The organism is Clostridium sp. YIM B02500 (assembly GCF_022324665.1).
Classification (GTDB): Bacteria; Bacillota; Clostridia; order Clostridiales; family Clostridiaceae; genus Clostridium; species Clostridium beijerinckii.
On sequence record NZ_JAKGTE010000034.1, the window covers coordinates 16,892 to 35,958 of the forward strand.

The following is a 19,067-nucleotide window of genomic DNA, read 5'->3' on the forward strand; positions in this document are numbered from 1 at the left end:
CTCCTTTAATTTATTATATATATAGTATGTCTACATTAAGAAAAATTAATTGTGGTAAATTTAGTATAGATATTATAAAAAATAATATTTTATTTTATAATCCTTTTGCAAGAAAATATTACAAAATAGAAATTAATACAAATAAAACACCCCAAAAAAACAAATGCATGGAGAATGTTATAAATGAGCAAATTAGAAGTCTCTGCCTTGTATTTAAAGATGGCTCTATACTTACTCTTATAAGAAAATAAAAACCTGCTAAAGTAAAAAGTGCAGAGCATATACTATTGTAAGAGAGTATAAAGATAAGTAAAATTAAGCCTAAAAATATAAAATTCCAGCCAGGCATGTATTTTACTTGGACATATTTTTCTCCTGAATCTAAGTATGTACCATTAATAGCAATATCGCAGTTATTATCTATACTTACCAGAATAGCGGTTTTATTTCCTAGTTTAAATGTAGTCTCGCGTGTAACTCCAAAAGTTTTAGAGCTTTGAAGTTTTACAGGAATGTTATTTACTAGTAGAGTCTTTCTTAAAAAATTTTTAGAATATTCTATAGTATAATTTATATTATCTACATTGGCAATCCATCTTTGAGTTCCCATAAAAACCTCCTTTATTAATGAACATTAAAGTTATTATTATATAAATTTATAATAAAATTAAGTTAGTATATTTAAATATATACATAAATATGTGTGAATAGAATTGAGTTTTTATTTTAAAACAAATAATTAGTTAAATAATTAACTAATTATTTAATAAAGGTTATGGTAGTATTAGTAGACTTGCTAGATATGATTTATATTTATATGATAATAGTACAGTGAAAAATGGTCATTAAGCATATATAATAGTAGGGGTAATTATAAATTCAAGTTAATTAGTAAAAAATAATGGTGGGTGTAAAGAATTAGTGATTTTAAAAATGACTAAGCTGAGAATAGTTGATTCAAAATAATAGGATTATCAAGAAAAACGTTGTATAATGGTAAAGTAATTAAAAATCATACTGATAATCATATACTAGAATAATTAAATAAACGATAAGACGTCTTAAAATTTGTAAAATAAATATGATTAATTTGAGAAATATATATTTTACTAAAATAAAATTAAGTATAGAAAATAAACAATTATAAGAAATAAATTTTTATTATTGAATTTTTTATCGACAAGGAGAAAAAATGAGTAAAACATTAGTATTAGCAGAAAAACCATCAGTGGGGAGAGATTTGGCAAAAGTTCTTAAGTGTAACCAAAATAAAGGTTCATATATAGAAGGTAGTAAATATATAGTGACTTGGGCAATGGGGCATTTAGTTGGGCTTATGGATCCTGAAGGATATGATAATAAATATAAAGAGTGGAAAATGGAAACACTCCCAATGCTTCCTAAACATATGAAACTTACGGTGTTAAAAAAAACAGGGAGACAATATAATGAAGTAAAAAAACAATTATTGAGAAATGATGTTAGCGATATTGTAATTGCTACAGATGCTGGAAGAGAAGGGGAATTAGTTGCTAGGTGGATTTTGGAGAAATCAGGGGTGAAAAAGCCGCTTAAAAGATTATGGATCTCATCTCAAACAGAAAAAGCAATCTTAGATGGATTTAGAAATTTAAAACCAGGTGCAGCTTATGAAAATCTTTATAAAGCAGCAGTATGTAGAGCAGAAGCTGATTGGCTTGTAGGACTTAATGTGACAAGAGCTTTGACATGTAAATATAATGCACAATTATCAGCAGGAAGAGTTCAATCTCCAACATTATCTATGATTGTGTTAAGAGAAGATGAAATAAGAAATTTTAAACCAAAAACTTATTATACTTTGGAAGGAAAAACTAGGGGATTTAACTTAGCATGGGTAAATAAGGACAATAATTCGAGAATATTTGATGAAGAATTTGCTAATAAGGTAGCTTCAAAACTAAAAAATTCAGAGGGGAAAATAGTAAATATAAATGAAGCCAATAAGAAAAAGTTTTCTCCAGCTCTTTATGATTTAACAGAACTTCAAAGAGATGCAAATAAAATATGGGGATATTCTGCAAAACAGACATTAAACATAATGCAGAGGCTTTATGAAAATTATAAAATATTAACTTATCCAAGAACAGATTCAAGATATATTACTACTGATATTGTGGCTACTATTCCTGATAGATTAAAAGCAATTTCTATTGGAGAATATAGAATTGTAGCAGAAGAACTACTTAAGGGAAAAATAATTGGCAATAAGAGTTTCGTAGATAATTCAAAAGTAAGTGATCACCATGCTATTATTCCAACAGAACAAAAGCCTAATTTAGCACTTTTATCATCTGAAGAAAGAAAAATTTATGATTTAGTGGTTAAAAGATTTTTAAGCGTTATGCTTCCACCCTTTGAATATATTCAAACTACAATAGAGGCAGAGGTTCAGGGGGAAAAGCTTGTAGCTAAAGGAAAAGTTATTAAAGCTAAAGGATGGAAAAAGCTTTATGATAGATTAGAAGAAGATAGTGATGAAGAAGAAATAAAAGAGCAAGTTCTTCCTACAGTGTCTATTGGGGACAGTATTAGAGTAAAGAGTGCTAATATAAAGAAAGGTGAAACAAAACCACCAGCTAGGTTTACAGAAGCTACCCTTTTATCAGCGATGGAAAGTCCTCATAAATATATTAATGTTTCCAAGGAAGCTGCTAAAACTTTAGGTGAAACAGGTGGGCTTGGTACAGTTGCTACAAGAGCAGATATTATTGAAAAATTATTTAATTCATTTGTTATAGAAAAAAAGGGCAAGGAAATAATTCCTACGTCAAAAGGAAAGCAATTAATGGAACTTGTGCCAAAGGATTTAAAATCACCACTTTTAACGGCTAAATGGGAAAGCCAATTAGATGAAATATCAAAAGGAAAAAGAGATGATCATTCATTTATAAAAGAAATGAAAAACTATTCAGTTGCTTTAGTGGAAGATGTTAAAGATACAAATAATAGGTTTGTTCATGATAATAAAACTGGAAAGAAGTGTCCTAATTGTGGCAAGTATCTATTAGAGGTTAAAGGTAAAAATGGAGTAATGAATGTCTGCCAAGATAGAGAATGTGGATATAGGGAAAGTGTAGCTAGAGTGACAAATGCTAGATGTCCAGAGTGCAAGAAGAAATTGGAACTAAGAGGAAATGGTGAGGGAGCAATATACGTATGCCCTGGCAGTAACTGCAATTTTAGAGAAAAAGCCTCTCAATTTAAGAAGAGATTTGAGAAAAATGGAAAGATTGATAAAAGAGAAGTGAATAATTATATGAAGAAAATGAAGAAAGAAGCAGAAGAATTTAACGATAATCCTTTTGCTGCATTATTAGGTGATATAAAATTTGATAAATAGTAAAAAACTTCTAGTAGCTTAAAGTTACTAGAAGTTTTTTATTAAATATATTTATACCCTTTATTTCGGTAGTTATGCATAAGTTAAAAATATTGTCATATTGTTAAGAAAAATAGAATTACTTGTTATATTATTTCTTCTTATGGTAACACTAATTTTGAAAGGAGGCAGTAACTATGAAAAATAATGCAAAAAGAATTATATCTTTTACTTTGATATTTATTTTTACTTTATTACTTTTACCAATTAACTTAGCCAAAGCTGTAGATACGGATGAAAAAGTAAAATCAGATGGAACTAATATTGAAGCAAGATCAGCTTTATTAATGGAACCAATGAGCGGTAAAATACTTTATGAAAAGAATGCAGATGAAAAATTTGCACCAGCATCTGTAACAAAAATTATGACTATGTTGATAACAATGGAGGGCGTAGATAGCGGAAAAATTAAATTAGATGATAAAGTAACTTGTAGTGAAAATGCTAAGAAAATGGGCGGAAGTACAATGCTTTTAGACACTGGAGAAATAAGAACTGTTGAAGAACTTTTGAAAGGTGTAGCGATAGCTTCTGGAAATGATGCAGCCGTTGCACTTGCAGAATATCTTGGAGGTACAGAGCAAGAATTTGTTAATATGATGAACAAAAGAGCGCAAGAACTTGGAATGGTTAATACGACATTCAAGAATTGCAATGGATTGCCAGCAGATGGACATATGTCTACTGCAAAAGATATAGCAATAATGTCAAAAGAGTTATTGAAACATCCAAAGGTTTTAAAATACACAGGAACTTATATGGATAATATATCAGAAGGAAGAAAATCTCCAATAGAACTAGTAAACCACAATAAATTAGTTAGATTTTTTGAAGGTTGTGATGGATTAAAAACTGGATTTACGGATGAAGCTAAATACTGCATTAGCGCTACAGCAACAAGAAATGGAGTAAGAATGCTATCTGTAATAATGGGAGCCCCAACTTATAAAATAAGAAATCGTGATGCGGGTGTTTTACTTAATTATGGATTTTCAAAGTATGAAGGGAAAAAGCTTGTATCTAAAGATGAAGAAATAGATAAAGTATATATGGATGAACAAACAGATAAGTTCTTTATGGCAATGGCTAAAGATGACTTAAATGTTATAATTCCTAAGGGTGACAATAAGGATTTAGAGAAAAAAATTGTTATAGATGAGCTAAGAAAAGAATACAAAGCAGGAGATATAGTTGGAAAATGTGAAGTTTATTTGGGTAGCGAAAAAGTAGGAGAGGTAGATATATATTGCGATAGAGATGTCAAGAAAGGCAATATAATTGACAATATAAAATATAATATTAAAAACTTATTCGAAAAAGGTGTATAGCCCGATAAAAAACATTATGAATTTTATATTTTTCTTGTAAAACTATAAATAAGAAATAATTCAAGCATAGCTAAACAATAAATTTAATTAAATTTATTTAGCTATGCTTGTTTTATATTTTTAATTAGCTCTTATATATTGTTCTTAAGTGAAACATTTAACTTAAGAAAATTTCAAATGTAAATTTGTTATTCAAAATATATATATTGCAAAAATAATTCTTCATTATAATTCTAAAAATATTGCAAGAATTTTAGCCGTAATTGTGAATTGCAATATATATATTAATGATTCTTGTTTTAGATGTTATAACTTGTTATTATATATTATAGTACTTATTATTTAGATTTAAAGTTATAATTTAAGTATAATTCATAATGGAGGTAAAAAAGATATATATGGAACTTCCAAAGATTAAAATTAATGATTTTGAAGGCCCGTTTGATCTTCTATTGCATTTAATAAGAAAGAATCAAATGAGTATATATAATGTAAAAATATATGAAATAACTAATCAGTATCTGAATTATATTAATGAAATGAAAAAGATGGATTTAGAAATAACTTCTGAGTTTATTGTAGTAGCGGCTACCTTAATAGAAATTAAATCTAAGAATTTGTTGCCGAAGCTTAAAAAACAAGAAGATGATGAAGAAGATGATGAGAAAAAGCTTTTAGAAAAACTTATTCTTTATAAGAAAATAAAAGGGGTTTCAGTATTTTTAAAAGACAGATATACTAGTGCTGGCGAGATATATGGAAAGAAACCAGAGGTAATAGAAGAAAAAAGAGATGATACTGATAAAAAAGATTTATTAAAAAATATAAGTCTTATAGAATTGTTTAATATATATAATAATTTACTTGAGATATATAATAATAAGCAAAATAGAAATAACATAATTCAGAAAAAAATATATGTGGATAAATATAAAATAGAAGATAAGTTAGAATATATTATGGACAAGTTAAAAACAGAGAAGGTAAGCAGCTTTCACAAGATTATCGAAAATTGTGAATGCAAATTAGAGTGTGTTGTGACATTTTTGGCATTGCTAGAGATGATTAAACAGAGGATGATCAAAGTATATCAAAGCGAAAATTTTAGCAATATATTGATTGAAAGGAGAACAGATGATGAGTAATGATAAAGGGATTCAAATTCCATTTATAGATGACAAGAAAAAAAATTCTTTAAAATCAGCAATAGAATCTTTACTATTTGCTAGTGGTGAACCATTAAGTTTGCAGGATTTGGTTAACCATCTTGAAGAAAAAAATAAACTTATTGAAATTATCATACATGAAATGATGGAAGAATATGAAAATGATAATAGAGGAATAAAAATAATATGTATTAAAGGAAGTTACCAGTTAGTTACGAAAGCTGAAAACTCTGATTATATACAGAAGCTTTTGAAGAAAAACAAAAGACAATCTTTATCACAAGCATCTATAGAGAGTTTAGCCATAATTGCTTATAAGCAGCCTATAACAAGAATTGATATTGATGAAATTAGAGGAGTTAAATCAGAGAGTGCTCTCCAAAGGCTTTTAGAAAAAGATCTTATAAAAGAGGTTGGCAGACTAGAAGTGCCTGGTAGACCAATCTTATATGGAACAACAGATGAATTTTTAAGACAATTTGAATTGAAAGATTTAAAAGAACTTCCTTCTCTAGATTTATTTGGGCAAGAAGATGCTCAGGAAGATCATGGACAGGAATAAAATTTAAGGATATATCATCGGAATTTATAAATATATTAATACTTGAAATTTTGAAAAACAATAAGATCTATTTTTAGATATTTTATATTTATTTTATTAAATTTAAGAGAGAAATAGTGTATTATTAAATAACTATTTCTCTCTTGAATTAAAAATTAGGAGCAATTTAAATATTATCGCTATCACTGCAATAACATTCTTCGGAATTATTATCAACAGTAGTAGTATTGACAGTAGCAGATTTTTTATTCTTTCCACATATATCTTTTACTAAACTTTTTGCAATATCTAAGATTTGAGGAACTGTATCCACAATTCTATCATATGTAGTATCTTGATCTACAGGTAGCATTCTAACACCATCTTGTTTAACAACTAGGAATGCTACAGGTTTAACAGAAACCCCTGCTCCGGAGCCGCCTCCAAAAGGAAATGTTGTGCTTGTGATATTTTGCTTTAAATTTAGACATTCACTTCCACCAGAAGCAAATCCAAAGCTTAATCTTGAAACAGGAACGATATAAGCTCCATCTTTTGTTTCTATGGCTTTCCCTATTACTGTGTTTACATCAATCATATCCTTAAGATTTTCCATGGTACTTTTCATTAAGTTTTCTACATGTTGTTCACTTGACATAATAAATCCCCTTTATTAAGGGGTCACCTCCCTTGTTTATCGTTATTTTTTAATAAATTAATTATTATATATATAATGTTTGCAAGTGATAAGAAAATTATACTTGAAGTTTCAATTTTTAGTAAAAAATTATCATCAAATACAGGAGTTATTTTAAAATTAAATTTCTTTATATTAAAAAGGTAATTAAGGAGAATGTAAGTTAATGATGTTGTATTATATATGACTCCATAGAAAATTGCAGTTCTCGCAGCATCGTTTAGTGAGTATTCCATAGATAAATTTATTTTTAACAGTGGCTTATATTTTAAATTATTTAAAGTAGAAATCAGATGCTTGAAATTTATTTTACTATTAATTTTTGAAAAAAATTTATGCTTACTTTTAATTAAAGGTGAATTTTTGAGTTTTTTTATACGTGTTATTCTTTTCTTATTTTTAGAGATAAGATTAAATCCATATAATTTTATATAATAATCTACGGTAGAATAGTAAATACTAAATTTAATGGGAATAGGAATAAAAAATATTAATAAGACCACTAAAAAGACATAAAATAATTTCATAAAATTCCTCCAAACTACATCTACTCCATAATTATTGACTAATAATAAAAAAATAAACCTAGAAAATTATCAAAATTAGGTTTAAAAATTAATTTTAAAGGTAAACTAGAACCAAATAGTAAGTTTAGAAGGTGATTAATTATGCGAAAAGGTACTAGTAAATGCACTTCATTGATAGCACTAATTCTTATATGTACTCAAATAATATGTATAGATGCAAATGCCAAAGGTAAAGGTAATAATTTAAGGGTAAATGCTAGATCTGCGATTGCATTGGATAAGGAAAGTCATGCAGTTTTATTTGAACAAAATGCTTATGAAATAGTTCCAATGGCAAGTACAACAAAGATACTTACTTCTTTAATAGCTATTGAACAAGGTAATCTAGATAAAAAAGTAGTAATAAGTAAAAAAGCAGCTAGTATAAGAGGGTCTACAGTTGGATATAAAGAAAACGAAGAAATTACTTTGAGGGAGTTAGTTTTTGGATTAATGTTTAAGTCGGGAAATGATGCAGCAATAGCTATTGCCGAGGAATTAGGGGGATCAATAGAAGGATTTGCGGAAATAATGAATCATTATGCTAGGGGCATAGGAATATTAGATTCACATTTTGAGTCTCCTCATGGATTGGATAGTAGTAAACACTATTCTTCAGCATATGATTTAGCGATACTTACTGCTAAGGGCATGGATTATGATCTATTTAGAGAAGTAGTAGGAAGTAAACAAATCTCAAAAGAAAAGTATAATTTTACAAGAGATTATAATAACATAAATAAAATATTGTGGAGAATTCCAGGAGCTAATGGTGTTAAAACAGGATATACAGGCCAAGCTGGTAAGTGTTTAGTTTCATCAATTAATAATAATGGCAAAGATGTGATAATTGTAGTTTTAAATTGTCCAGATAGATGGAATGTGACAGAAAAAATATATAATTATGTATTAGAGAAAGTAGCATTTGGGAATCATACAGTTAAAGAATTGGTTTAGTAAGCAATAGTAGATAGTTTTTTATTACTATCTACTTTTTTTATTAAATAAAATATTTAGAAAATCAAAAATAAATCATTAGAGTATAAGGTATAGATTAGAATATTGGAAAATAAATAATTTTAAACAATTATATTTGTGTCAAATTAGATATTTTAAAATAATTTATATTAGAAGCAATTTTATCTAAAGGAGAAAAAATGGTAAAAGAAGCTATTGATTGTATAGATGCAGGAACGGAGTATTGTCCATGTAAACTTGCAGAGTATGGGCAGTGTTTGACATGTTCCCAATGCCAAGGAGAAGTTTTTTGTGATTGTTTGAATTGGAAGGGGGTTTGTATATATCAAGAACTCCATAATAATGGAAATAAGGCAAAAGAAGGGCGTAAAACTTTTGAATGTAATGTGACAGAGGTACTAAATTATAATGATGAATTAGTGATAATTAAATTTAAAGCTCCTCATAAATTAGTTATAGATTTGGTGAAGCCTGGAAGTTATATATTTATAAGAACTGATGGAAATACTTATTTCGATGTTCCGATATCTATAATGAATTCAGATATAGAAAGTGACATTATCATGGTTGCTGTTGAAATTAGAGGGGTTAAAACTGCTAAATTATTAGATATTAAAACAGGCGGGAACATAGTAATACGTGGACCTTACTGGAATGGTGTTTTTGGAATTAAAAATATATTGACCCAAAAGAATAATAAAGCATTAGTACTTGCAAGAGGTATTGGATTAGCTCCTATGATACCTGTAGTAAAAAAGTTAATTTCACAAAATAATGATATACAAATAATAATCGATAAAGATCCATTTGAGGAAAATTTTTCTGAAGAAATTTTATCTGAATATAAAATAGAGGTATCAGAGTGTTCACTACTGGATAAGGGCAAGCTCTCAGATCATGCAAAAGTATTGATTAAGGATTCGCTTAAAAATGGAACTAATTATATTCATGTAGCAGGAGCCGATATCTTGACTTATGGTGTTATTAATTATTTAAGCGACATTAATAGAAATGATGTCTCACTTTCATGTTGTAATAATTTTAAGATGTGCTGCGGTGAAGGAATTTGTGGAGCATGTACATCAAGATTTTCAGGTCACAGAGTAAAAAGATTCTGCAAAGAACAGGCTGACCCGAGAAGTATTTTTGAAGGGAGAAGATTTATATGAAGGTTATTATTGTTGGCGGAGGTTGGTCTGGATGCGCGGCAGCAATTTCGAGTAAAAAAGCTGGAGCAGATGTTACTATAATCGAAAAGACAGATTTGTTACTTGGACTTGGTAATGTAGGTGGAATAATGCGTAATAATGGTAGATATACTGCTGCAGAAGAATTAATAGCTCTTGGCGGAGGAGATCTGATTAAGATCACAGATGAAATTTCAACTCATAAAAATATAGATTTTCCAGGACATAAACATGCTACACTTTATAATGTTAATTTAATAGAGGGAGTTGTTAGCAAATATTTGAAATCATTAGATATAAATCTAATGATGGAGAGCAGAGTTAATGACATAAATTTTGATGGACAAAAAATAAAAGGTGCTTATCTTAGCGATGGAACTTATATAGAAGGTGACGTATTTATAGAGACAACAGGAACTACCGGGCCTATGGGAAATTGCTTGCGTTATGGAAATGGCTGCTCAATGTGTGTTTTAAGATGTCCTGCTTTTGGGCCTAGAATTAGTATTAGTGAAAGATGTGGAGTTTCCGATATTCAAGGAGAAAGAGGAGATGATATCTTAGGGGCGTTCTCTGGTTCTTGTAAATTGGCTAAAGAAAGTTTGTCAGATGAAATAAGAAATGAGTTAGATTCTAAAGGTGTTGTAGTTTTAAAAGTTCCTAAGGAAGATATAAATTATGATAAATTAAGTACAAAAGTATGCCAACAATATGCGCTCAAAGAATTTGCTGAGAATATCATACTATTGGATACGGGACATGCAAAGCTAATGACAACTTACTATCCGTTATACAAACTAAGGAAAATAAAAGGATTAGAAAATGCTAAATATGTTGATCCATACGCAGGAAGTAAAGGAAACTCAATTAGGTATTTATCAGTTGCACCAAGAACTAATGACTTAAAGGTAATTGGCGTAGATAATTTGTTCTGTGCAGGTGAGAAAAGTGGATTATTTGTTGGTCATACGGAAGCAATGTGTACTGGTGCTTTAGCTGGACACAATGCGGTAAGATTGGCTATGGGAATGCCGCTTTTGATACTTCCTTCATCTATAGCAATCGGAGATATGATAACTTACGCGAATGAAAAGGCGAGTACTAGAGAAGGAAGAAAAGATAGATATACTTTCGCAGGTTCAGTATATTTTAATAGGATGAAAGAATTAGGTCTGTATACAATAGATGTAGATGAAATTACAAAAAGAATACAAAAAGTAAATTTAGATAATGTTTTTAGCCAAAAATTATTATAATAATTATTACAATTAAGAGGAAGTTATAAAGATTTAAAAGACATGGTATTTAAAATCATGTCTTTTATTTTTATAAAGAAACGTACATTAAGCATTAATTTAAATAAGTTAGGAAAATTTATTCTATAAGTTGACGTTAATTAAACTTTAGTTAATTAGAAAGATAGATGAAATAAGTTTGGCTTTTTAACACCAATCATATGATTGTACATAACATATAGTATATAAAAACTGAGGAGGAATTAGATATGAGCAACAATAATAATTGCGATATTGCTTATGGTCGTCATTATAGAGGAAACCAACTTGGTGATAATTATTATAGGTATAGGGATCATAATCATGAATTTCTATCAAGCACAAATTATGAAGAAGATGAGAATTGTGAAGAACACAATCATCGTATTGCTGGTACTACTGGCCCAGCAATAAGGGTTGGACTATCTCATGTTCATAGAATCGAAGAAGTCACAGACACATTTAATGATCATAATCATAGAGTTTGCATTACAACTGGTCCAGCGATTTATATTTCACGAAATAAGCATATTCATATAGTTCAAGGGCAAACATCATTCAATGATGGGCATGATCACGATTATTTTTTTACTACTCTAATTGACGATCCATCTAATGTACCAGATAGAAATTAACGATAAATTAAGATATTTTATTTGCATATATTATGGCATAAACAAATATGAGTCGTCATAGCTATTAACCACACTCTAGTATAAATAGAGTGTGGTTAATTAGTTTTTTTATTCTTTAAGAATTTATAATGTATTTAAATATTTAAATATTTAAATATAGCATAAAAGTACATCAAAATTGCAAATAATAAATAAAAATACTATTCATTCTATTTGAATATGTTAAGTATTTAAAATTAAGGAGTAACAAAAATGGCAGAAAATAATAAACAAAAGAAATTAACATTAATTACACTAATTCTGATGATCTTTACATCAGTTTTCGGATTTGCTAATATGCCAAGATCTTTTTATCTTATGGGTTATGGTGCAATTCCTTGGTTTATATTAGGAGGGATAACATATTTTATACCATTTGCATTCATGATGGCAGAATATGGATCTGCATTTAAAGATGAAAAAGGTGGTATATACTCATGGATGGAGAAGTCTGTGGGCCCTAAGTTTGCCTTTGTAGGAGTTTTCATGTGGTATTCTTCTTATGTAGTATGGATGATAAATATATGTTCTACTATTTGGATTCCATTATCAAATACAATATTTGGAATAGATACTACATCAAATTGGGCAATACTTGGATTGAATTCAACTCAGGTTTTAGGGGTACTTGGTGTTATATGGGTATCTGCAACATATCTTATATCAAAAAGAGGGATAAGCAAAATAACTAAGATTACATCAGTTGGAGGAATAGCGGTAGCACTTCTAAACATAGTTTTGATAATAGGGGCAATTATAATATCTATATTAAATAAGGGACAATTTAGAGAGGAAATTACATCTACAATTTCTTTTGTTAATTCACCAAATCCAGCTTATCAGAATGTTAGTTCAGTTTTATCATTCCTAGTCTTTGCTTTATTTGCATATGGTGGTATCGAAGCTGTGAGTGGACTTGTTGATCAAACTGAAAATCCAGAGAAGACATTTCCTAAGGGGATTTTAATGGCAGCAGCTATAATTTCTGTTGGTTATTCTCTTGGAATTTTCTTGATTGGAATATTTACAAACTGGGCAGGCACTCTTTCAGGTGAAAACATCAATATGGCAAACGTTGCATATGTTGTTATGAATAATTTAGGATATACTTTGGGCAGCTCAATGGGGTTAAGTAATTTGGTATCTATACAAGTTGGAAATTGGGTAGCTAGGTTTGTTGGATTATCAATGTTTTTGGCATTAACAGGAGCGTTTTTTACACTATCATATTCTCCGCTTAAACAGTTAATAGAAGGAACGCCAGCAAAGCTTTGGCCAGGAAAGATGGCTGTTATTGATGAAAACGAGATGCCAATAAATGCAATGTTTATTCAAACTATTATAGTAGCAGTTATGGTGCTATTTGTTTCTATGGGAGGAAGCAGTGCAAAATTATTTTTCACAATGTTAGTATTAATGACTAATGTCGCAATGACTATACCATATTTATTTTTATCAAGTGCGTATATATCATTTAGAAAAAAAGATAATATAGAGAAGCCTTTTATAATATTGAAAAGTAAATCATTTGCTATATTTATAGGAGTTATAGTTACGGCAGTGGTTGGATTCGCAAATTTCTTTACAATTATCGAGCCGGCAATCCATGGGGATTACAAATCGACATTTGCTATGATTGCGGGACCTGTAGTTTTTGCTGTAGCAGCATTATTAATCTATGCTAATGGAGAGAAGAAAAAAGATATTTAGAAAATTGTTTGTACATAGTAAAAATAACTAGGGGTTAAAATCTCTAGTTATTTTTATTATTAATATTTTCGGTTACATTATGTATATTAAGGAAAAATTAAGAAATGTTAAACAATTATTAATTGAAAAAGCAAGAAATGAGTTTTATAATTCAAGTGTACTATATGAGCTAGTACACTTAATACAATTAGGAGGGAAGTTTATGAAAAAATCAACGATAATTATTATGTTTGGAATTGTCATTATAGTTACTGCTTTTCTTGGGATGGATAATAATAAAATGTATCAGAAACAGAAGCATTTCGAAACTGTGAATGAGGTTCTAGATCAATTAAATGATAAACCGTTAAAAGCAATTGATGATACCGGAAAGTTAACTGAAACAAATGAATTTAAGGAATGTTTTTCAGAACGAAAAAGGTTAACTAATTTCGAGTTTAATTTTTCGAAGGTAAACATAGAAAAAGTATGTGATCTTAATGAAAAGGATAAAAGTGAGATGCTAAGTGAATATGATGGATTCCGAAATAATTTTTCTAAAAGACGTCCGATAACAAGAGAAGAACCAGTAAGCTTAATTGTTGATGCATATAATTACAGCTCTCTAAAAGAAAAAGATGATAGATCACAAAAGCTAAAAGTTAACTTAGTCCTCGTAGATGAGGGGGAAGGTTTAGTAATTGATTATATTATGTATCATTCTTATGTAGAAGGTAATGACAATGCTTAGAATCGATCCTAGGAGTAGTACTCCTATCTATGAACAAATAGAACTTGGGATAAAGGAACTTATTCTAAAAGGAGCTTTAAAGATGGGAGAGAAATTACCATCAGTTAGAGAGTTGGCATCAATACTTATGATAAACCCCAATACAATAAGCAAAGCCTATGGTGAACTTGAAAGAGAAGGTATAATTGAAACTTTAAGGGGAAAAGGAACTTTTATAACATCTAATTATGAAGGTAAGGGGGATCATAAAAAAATGGAGCACATTTCAAATGAATTAAAAAAAATTATACTTGAGGCAAGTTATGGGGGCGTTAGTAAGGAAGAATTTATAAGGTTGGCACTTCAAATATTTTCCGAGTTAGGGGTGGATGATAATGATAGAAGTAAATAATCTATCCTTTGAGATTGATGGAAAACAAATTTTGAAAAATATAGATATTAGAATAGATAAAAATAAAATATTTGGAATTATAGGACCAAATGGTGTGGGAAAAACTACACTTTTAAGATGCTTAACAGGAATTTATAAAGGGACATCAGGAAATGTATTTTATGATGGACAAGATGTTTATGATAATATAGACGTTAAAAATAAAATTGGCTATGTAGCGGATGAGAATATCATGCAAACAAATTTTAAAGTTAGCGAAATACTTAAGTATTATAAATATTCATATAAAAATTTTGATGAAAAGAAATTTAATGAATTAAATAAAATTTTTAAAATTCAAACTAATAAGTATATATTCCAATTGTCCAAAGGGATGAAAATGAGACTTTCCATAATGCTAGCTTTTTCTATTCATGCTGAATATTTAATATTGGATGAGCCAACATCAGGACTAGATACAATACTAAAGAATAAATTATTAAAGATATTTGCAGATGAAGTTTTTGAAAATGGTATAACTATAATAATAAGTTCTCATCATTTAAATGAACTTGAGAGAATTTGTGATGATGTGGCTATTTTAGATAAAGGCGTAGTTACATATGAAAATTCTGTGGAAAATATGAAGAATAAGATAAAAAAGATACAAGTGGCTTTTGATGAGCCTGTTTACGAAGAAGATTTAAAACTTAAGGGAATATTTAAAATTAGTAGAGTTGGCAGAGTCTTTACCATAATAACTGATGAATATGACGGGGAATTTATAAAAAGCTTAGAAAAATTTAAACCGTTATTTATTGAAGAAGTAGATTTAAGCTTAGAAGATATCTTTATCTATAAAGTTGATAAGGAGGATAATGATGAAAAAATATTTAAATAAAGGATTGCTATATGCATGGTTCAATTCTGCTAAGGCAGCCATCTCTATAGGATTATTAGTATGGGGAGCTGTAGCATATGAAATTATAAAGAGCAATTTAAGTAATGTTAGAAATCAACTTGCAAACAATTTTGATAACTACTACTATACAAATTCTTGGAACGAATATTTCATGCTAGCAATTATATTTGTGGCTATATATTTTATAGCAAAGGGAATTAATAAGAGAAATACTGAAATGTTCTTATGTAGTGGACCATATACAAAAAAGCAGATTAGATATAATGAATTTATATGTCTTTTAATTACATTAATACTTTTTGTAATGACTTATGTTTATATTGCAACAGTATCATATTTCGGTAATGTTGAATTTATATCCGTTGTTGAAGGATATTGGAATATAGTTATTATAGAAACTTCAAAAATAATTTTACTTGGAATTATTGGTATAATGTTTATGTTAATAATAGATTTAATGTTTTCTAATTCAGTAATAGGATTTATTAGCATGATTTCAATAATACCTATATCTATTTCGATAATAATAGCTAAATTTATTTCTATATTTGAATATTTTGGAGTTAATAAGGATTATAGTTTGTTAGATAAAATAAGAGGTGTAGATTATAAAAATAAATTAGGAAGAGGCTTTTTTGAGATTGTATTTGATAGAATTAGCGTTAAAGATATAATAATCAGAAATTTATGGAGTGAGACGGTAATTATTTTATTTGTTATTATAATTATGATTATTGTTTACAGTGTAGTTCAAAATAAGTATAAACTAGAGAACGCTAATAAGATATTTTCATCACAAAATAATGAAAAGATTTTAGAAATATTAGTATCAACAGCAGCTGGATCATTTGCATCATTGTTTTTAACTGAAAGTTTTATTCATAGTTTGCAGCGAAAGAATGGAAATTCTATGGTATTAATAGGATCAGACTTAATCAAGGGTCTTGGATTAGATATAATATGCATGCTTTTAATTGGATTTATAGCCTATAAAGTAATAAAAAGAATATTAAAAAATATAGTTTAGGTGCTAAAAATAATTTTTGATAAACAAAATATTTATAAATTTTAATTTAGTGAGAACCATATGCAGTAATGATACTTGTAGATGGTTCTCATATTTTATTTAAATCATAAAGAACAAAAAATATATGTATCGAATAGAATATATTAACAAAAGAATAGGAGATGATCAACATGTCTAAACATTCTAATGATTGTTGCTGCTGTAAATGTAATTCTTGTTGCTCTTGTAAACCTAGTTGCTGTAACGTTTGCGGATGCGGCGGCGGCTGCGGAGGATACGGTGGATACGGTGGTGGATTTGGAGGCTACGGCGGCGGCTTTGGAGGCGGCTTGGGTTGCGGAGGCGGCTTTGGTGGCTGCGGAAGCTGGCTTTGGATTTTATTAATTTTATTCCTTGGTGGCGGAGCAGGTTGCGGAGGATTTCTCTGGTAATTTGATTAATCATAAGGAGTACAATTTAAAAGTAGCCTTATAATTAGATAATAGAAACGCTGGTGACAGCGTTTCTATTACTTTACTATTCAAATAAAAATAATTAGAAAGTTGTATTATATAAGTGAAAAAGATATAATCTAAAATGTAAAAGTATAAATGTATTTATATGCTAAATGGAGTGATTTAAATTATGGAAGAAAGATTGCAGAAATATCTCGCAAATTGTGGAGTAGCTTCAAGAAGAAAATGTGAGGAATTAATAATTTCAGGAAAAGTTAAAGTAAATGGGGTTATAGTTAATGAAGTAGGAATAAAAGTAGATCCATTAAAAGATATGATAGAATATGATGGAAAGGAAATAAAAAAGAAAGAAGATAAAGTTTATATAATGCTCAATAAGCCTGAGGGATATATTAGCTCGGTTAAAGACGAAAAAGGCAGAGATACTATTTTGGATATAGTTAAGGTGAATGAGAGAATATATCCAATTGGCAGATTGGATTATGATAGCTCAGGATTATTGTTATTAACAAATGATGGGGAAATTTACAATAAAATAATCCATCCAAGGGTAGAAATAATAAAAAGGTATGTGGCGGTAGTTAAGGGAGAGATAACTGATAAAGATAAGATGAAGTTTGAAATAGGTATAGATATTGGAGGGTATATTACTGCTCCAGCTGAGCTTAAAGTTATTAGTTATGATAAAGGCGTTTCGACTATTGAGATTGGTATTCATGAGGGAAAGAACAGACAAATAAGAAAAATGTGTGCTGCTATACACCATGATGTATTATCTTTAAAAAGAATATCTATAGGGGAAATAAAACTAGGATATTTAAAAAGAGGGGAATATAGAAAGTTAAACAAAGAAGAACTAGATTATATTAATAGTTTATAGAAAATAACTAATCATAATGACAGATAAAGGAAATTTGATTGTACATCATTAATAAATTAAAGTAAGATATTGATTTTAAAATATAATACGTAATGAAAGTAGCTTGATAAAATATTGCAAAATTTTAATATGCTCTGTGAAAAACAAGTTATTTGTTGAATATTTAGAAATAAGATGATAGAATTAAGATAATATTATTCAATGTTGTAACAGGAAGGCAAAAGATGGATGAAGTAAATAATGAAAACAGTAAAGATTTAATGAGATTAATTCAGGGAAAATTTATAAGGCTAAGTAAAGGTCAGAAATTAATAGCTGAGTACATATTAAAAAATTATGATAAAGCAGCATTTATGACGGCAGCCAAACTAGGAATATCTGTTGGAGTTTCTGAATCAACAGTTGTAAGATTTGCGATTGAGCTTGGCTTTTCAGGATATCCTAAATTGCAAAAAGCATTACAAGAACTTATAAAGAATAAGCTAACAACTGTACAGAGATTAGAGCTTAGAAATGATTATTTTTCTGATGGAGATGCATTAAAAGGTGTACTAAAAGCTGATATGGAAAATATACGTGCAACTCTTGAAAAAATTAATCAAAACACGTTTGAAGACGTAGTAAAGGGGATTTTTGAGGCAAATAGAATATACATAATTGGTCTTAGAAGTTCTACTGCTCTTGCGGAGTTTTTAGGGTTTTATCTAAATATAATACTGCAAAATGTTAAAATTGTAAGTTATGGAATTTCAGATGTATTTGAACAAATGATAAATGTAGGAGATGGAGATTTAGTTATAGGAATTGGTTTTCCTCGATATGCTGCTAAAACTATTGATGCATTAGAATTTTCACAAGATAGAGGAGCCAAAGTGGTTGCTCTCACGGATAGTTTACTATCACCTCTTGCGTCTAAAGCTGATCACACATTAATTGCACAAAGTAATATGGCATCATTTGTAGATTCTTTAGTTGCACCTATGTCGGTAATAAATGCACTAATTATTGCAGTAGGAATGCGAGAGAAGGAAAACATATCTGATATTTTTGGTAATTTAGAACAAATATGGCAGACGTATAATGTTTATTCTTATAATAATAGAAATGTTGCAGATGATTAAAATTCTAGTAAATAGAGCTG

General features: G+C 28.9%; 19 protein-coding genes. 16 read left to right on the forward strand and 3 right to left on the reverse strand.

What is annotated here, in order from left to right; genetic code table 11:
• Positions 1–118 precede the first annotated feature (118 nt).
• A complete protein-coding gene (locus tag L1S46_RS21620) occupies positions 119–610 on the reverse strand; it encodes a hypothetical protein (RefSeq protein ID WP_238900920.1) in 492 nt (163 codons plus the stop codon).
• 582 nt (positions 611–1,192) lie between these two features.
• Here L1S46_RS21620 and L1S46_RS21625 point away from each other — a divergent pair.
• The 4 genes from L1S46_RS21625 (at position 1,193) to scpB (ending at position 6,477) form a co-directional block, all read left to right on the forward strand.
• The gene (locus L1S46_RS21625; protein ID WP_238900921.1) at positions 1,193–3,382 is read left to right on the forward strand and encodes a DNA topoisomerase III; all 2,190 of its coding nucleotides are present in this window, start codon (positions 1,193–1,195) and stop codon (positions 3,380–3,382) included.
• A gap of 176 nt (positions 3,383–3,558) precedes the next feature.
• Entirely contained in the window at positions 3,559–4,749 is a 1,191-nt protein-coding gene (locus L1S46_RS21630; RefSeq protein WP_017209630.1) for a D-alanyl-D-alanine carboxypeptidase family protein, read from the forward strand.
• Between the two features lie 398 nt (positions 4,750–5,147).
• The gene (locus L1S46_RS21635) at positions 5,148–5,894 is read left to right on the forward strand and encodes a segregation/condensation protein A (protein ID WP_038457416.1); all 747 of its coding nucleotides are present in this window, start codon (positions 5,148–5,150) and stop codon (positions 5,892–5,894) included.
• The gene (scpB, locus tag L1S46_RS21640) at positions 5,887–6,477 is read left to right on the forward strand and encodes an SMC-Scp complex subunit ScpB (protein ID WP_238900922.1); all 591 of its coding nucleotides are present in this window, start codon (positions 5,887–5,889) and stop codon (positions 6,475–6,477) included. The genes L1S46_RS21635 and scpB overlap by 8 nt, the downstream gene beginning before the upstream one ends.
• A 166-nt stretch (positions 6,478–6,643) precedes the next feature.
• On the opposite strand, the gene ytfJ is transcribed toward scpB, so the two are convergent.
• Together ytfJ and L1S46_RS26570 are read right to left on the reverse strand one after the other, a co-directional pair.
• Positions 6,644–7,114 (reverse strand): GerW family sporulation protein, encoded by a 471-nt coding sequence (gene ytfJ / locus L1S46_RS21645; RefSeq protein ID WP_011969200.1) that lies wholly within the window; start codon positions 7,112–7,114, stop codon positions 6,644–6,646.
• Positions 7,115–7,137: 23 nt separating this feature from the next.
• A complete protein-coding gene (locus L1S46_RS26570) occupies positions 7,138–7,680 on the reverse strand; it encodes a DUF2953 domain-containing protein (RefSeq protein WP_023975058.1) in 543 nt (180 codons plus the stop codon).
• Positions 7,681–7,821: 141 nt separating this feature from the next.
• Between L1S46_RS26570 and L1S46_RS21655 the strand changes: the two genes are divergently transcribed.
• The 12 genes from L1S46_RS21655 (at position 7,822) to L1S46_RS21710 (ending at position 19,047) form a co-directional block, all read left to right on the forward strand.
• Positions 7,822–8,676, forward strand: coding sequence for a D-alanyl-D-alanine carboxypeptidase family protein (locus L1S46_RS21655; RefSeq protein WP_017209626.1), 855 nt, complete (start codon positions 7,822–7,824; stop codon positions 8,674–8,676).
• Between the two features lie 200 nt (positions 8,677–8,876).
• Entirely contained in the window at positions 8,877–9,866 is a 990-nt protein-coding gene (locus L1S46_RS21660) for a sulfide/dihydroorotate dehydrogenase-like FAD/NAD-binding protein (RefSeq protein ID WP_238900923.1), read from the forward strand.
• Complete coding sequence (locus tag L1S46_RS21665) at positions 9,863–11,140, forward strand: FAD-dependent oxidoreductase (protein WP_011969204.1); 1,278 nt, start codon at positions 9,863–9,865, stop codon at positions 11,138–11,140. Before L1S46_RS21660 ends, L1S46_RS21665 begins: the two co-directional genes overlap by 4 nt.
• A gap of 248 nt (positions 11,141–11,388) precedes the next feature.
• A complete protein-coding gene (locus L1S46_RS21670; RefSeq protein WP_011969205.1) occupies positions 11,389–11,793 on the forward strand; it encodes a YmaF family protein in 405 nt (134 codons plus the stop codon).
• 252 nt (positions 11,794–12,045) lie between these two features.
• On the forward strand, positions 12,046–13,542 hold the full coding sequence (gene yjeM / locus L1S46_RS21675) for a glutamate/gamma-aminobutyrate family transporter YjeM (RefSeq protein WP_238900924.1): 1,497 nt from the start codon (positions 12,046–12,048) through the stop codon (positions 13,540–13,542).
• 202 nt (positions 13,543–13,744) lie between these two features.
• Positions 13,745–14,272 carry a hypothetical protein gene (locus L1S46_RS21680; RefSeq protein WP_039771849.1) on the forward strand — a complete coding sequence of 176 codons (528 nt, stop codon included), beginning with the start codon at positions 13,745–13,747 and terminating at the stop codon, positions 14,270–14,272.
• Positions 14,265–14,663, forward strand: coding sequence for a GntR family transcriptional regulator (locus L1S46_RS21685; RefSeq protein ID WP_011969208.1), 399 nt, complete (start codon positions 14,265–14,267; stop codon positions 14,661–14,663). The genes L1S46_RS21680 and L1S46_RS21685 overlap by 8 nt, the downstream gene beginning before the upstream one ends.
• Positions 14,647–15,543, forward strand: a complete 897-nt coding sequence (locus L1S46_RS21690; RefSeq protein ID WP_238900925.1) for an ABC transporter ATP-binding protein — start codon at positions 14,647–14,649, stop codon at positions 15,541–15,543. Before L1S46_RS21685 ends, L1S46_RS21690 begins: the two co-directional genes overlap by 17 nt.
• Complete coding sequence (locus L1S46_RS21695) at positions 15,524–16,591, forward strand: hypothetical protein (protein WP_238900926.1); 1,068 nt, start codon at positions 15,524–15,526, stop codon at positions 16,589–16,591. Before L1S46_RS21690 ends, L1S46_RS21695 begins: the two co-directional genes overlap by 20 nt.
• Before the next feature lie 170 nt (positions 16,592–16,761).
• Entirely contained in the window at positions 16,762–17,022 is a 261-nt protein-coding gene (locus L1S46_RS21700; RefSeq protein ID WP_077723653.1) for a ground-like protein, read from the forward strand.
• Positions 17,023–17,215: 193 nt separating this feature from the next.
• The gene (locus L1S46_RS21705; protein ID WP_012058121.1) at positions 17,216–17,926 is read left to right on the forward strand and encodes a pseudouridine synthase; all 711 of its coding nucleotides are present in this window, start codon (positions 17,216–17,218) and stop codon (positions 17,924–17,926) included.
• Between the two features lie 224 nt (positions 17,927–18,150).
• The gene (locus tag L1S46_RS21710) at positions 18,151–19,047 is read left to right on the forward strand and encodes a MurR/RpiR family transcriptional regulator (RefSeq protein ID WP_012058122.1); all 897 of its coding nucleotides are present in this window, start codon (positions 18,151–18,153) and stop codon (positions 19,045–19,047) included.
• The last annotated feature ends 20 nt before the right edge of the window (positions 19,048–19,067 follow it).

Bases quoted from the DNA above. Each gene is read 5' to 3' on its own strand.
- L1S46_RS21685 (WP_011969208.1), top strand. From the start codon at position 14,265: ATGCTTAGAATCGATCCTAGGAGTAGTACTCCTATCTATGAACAAATA.
- scpB (WP_238900922.1), top strand. From the start codon at position 5,887: ATGAGTAATGATAAAGGGATTCAAATTCCATTTATAGATGACAAGAAA.
- L1S46_RS21620 (WP_238900920.1), bottom strand. From the start codon at position 610: ATGGGAACTCAAAGATGGATTGCCAATGTAGATAATATAAATTATACT.
- L1S46_RS21625 (WP_238900921.1), top strand. From the start codon at position 1,193: ATGAGTAAAACATTAGTATTAGCAGAAAAACCATCAGTGGGGAGAGAT.
- L1S46_RS21655 (WP_017209626.1), top strand. From the start codon at position 7,822: ATGCGAAAAGGTACTAGTAAATGCACTTCATTGATAGCACTAATTCTT.
- L1S46_RS21680 (WP_039771849.1), top strand. From the start codon at position 13,745: ATGAAAAAATCAACGATAATTATTATGTTTGGAATTGTCATTATAGTT.
- L1S46_RS21660 (WP_238900923.1), top strand. From the start codon at position 8,877: ATGGTAAAAGAAGCTATTGATTGTATAGATGCAGGAACGGAGTATTGT.
- L1S46_RS21630 (WP_017209630.1), top strand. From the start codon at position 3,559: ATGAAAAATAATGCAAAAAGAATTATATCTTTTACTTTGATATTTATT.
- L1S46_RS21705 (WP_012058121.1), top strand. From the start codon at position 17,216: ATGGAAGAAAGATTGCAGAAATATCTCGCAAATTGTGGAGTAGCTTCA.
- L1S46_RS21710 (WP_012058122.1), top strand. From the start codon at position 18,151: ATGGATGAAGTAAATAATGAAAACAGTAAAGATTTAATGAGATTAATT.
- L1S46_RS21695 (WP_238900926.1), top strand. From the start codon at position 15,524: ATGAAAAAATATTTAAATAAAGGATTGCTATATGCATGGTTCAATTCT.
- L1S46_RS21670 (WP_011969205.1), top strand. From the start codon at position 11,389: ATGAGCAACAATAATAATTGCGATATTGCTTATGGTCGTCATTATAGA.
- L1S46_RS21665 (WP_011969204.1), top strand. From the start codon at position 9,863: ATGAAGGTTATTATTGTTGGCGGAGGTTGGTCTGGATGCGCGGCAGCA.
- L1S46_RS26570 (WP_023975058.1), bottom strand. From the start codon at position 7,680: ATGAAATTATTTTATGTCTTTTTAGTGGTCTTATTAATATTTTTTATT.
- L1S46_RS21690 (WP_238900925.1), top strand. From the start codon at position 14,647: ATGATAGAAGTAAATAATCTATCCTTTGAGATTGATGGAAAACAAATT.
- ytfJ (WP_011969200.1), bottom strand. From the start codon at position 7,114: ATGTCAAGTGAACAACATGTAGAAAACTTAATGAAAAGTACCATGGAA.
- yjeM (WP_238900924.1), top strand. From the start codon at position 12,046: ATGGCAGAAAATAATAAACAAAAGAAATTAACATTAATTACACTAATT.
- L1S46_RS21700 (WP_077723653.1), top strand. From the start codon at position 16,762: ATGTCTAAACATTCTAATGATTGTTGCTGCTGTAAATGTAATTCTTGT.
- L1S46_RS21635 (WP_038457416.1), top strand. From the start codon at position 5,148: ATGGAACTTCCAAAGATTAAAATTAATGATTTTGAAGGCCCGTTTGAT.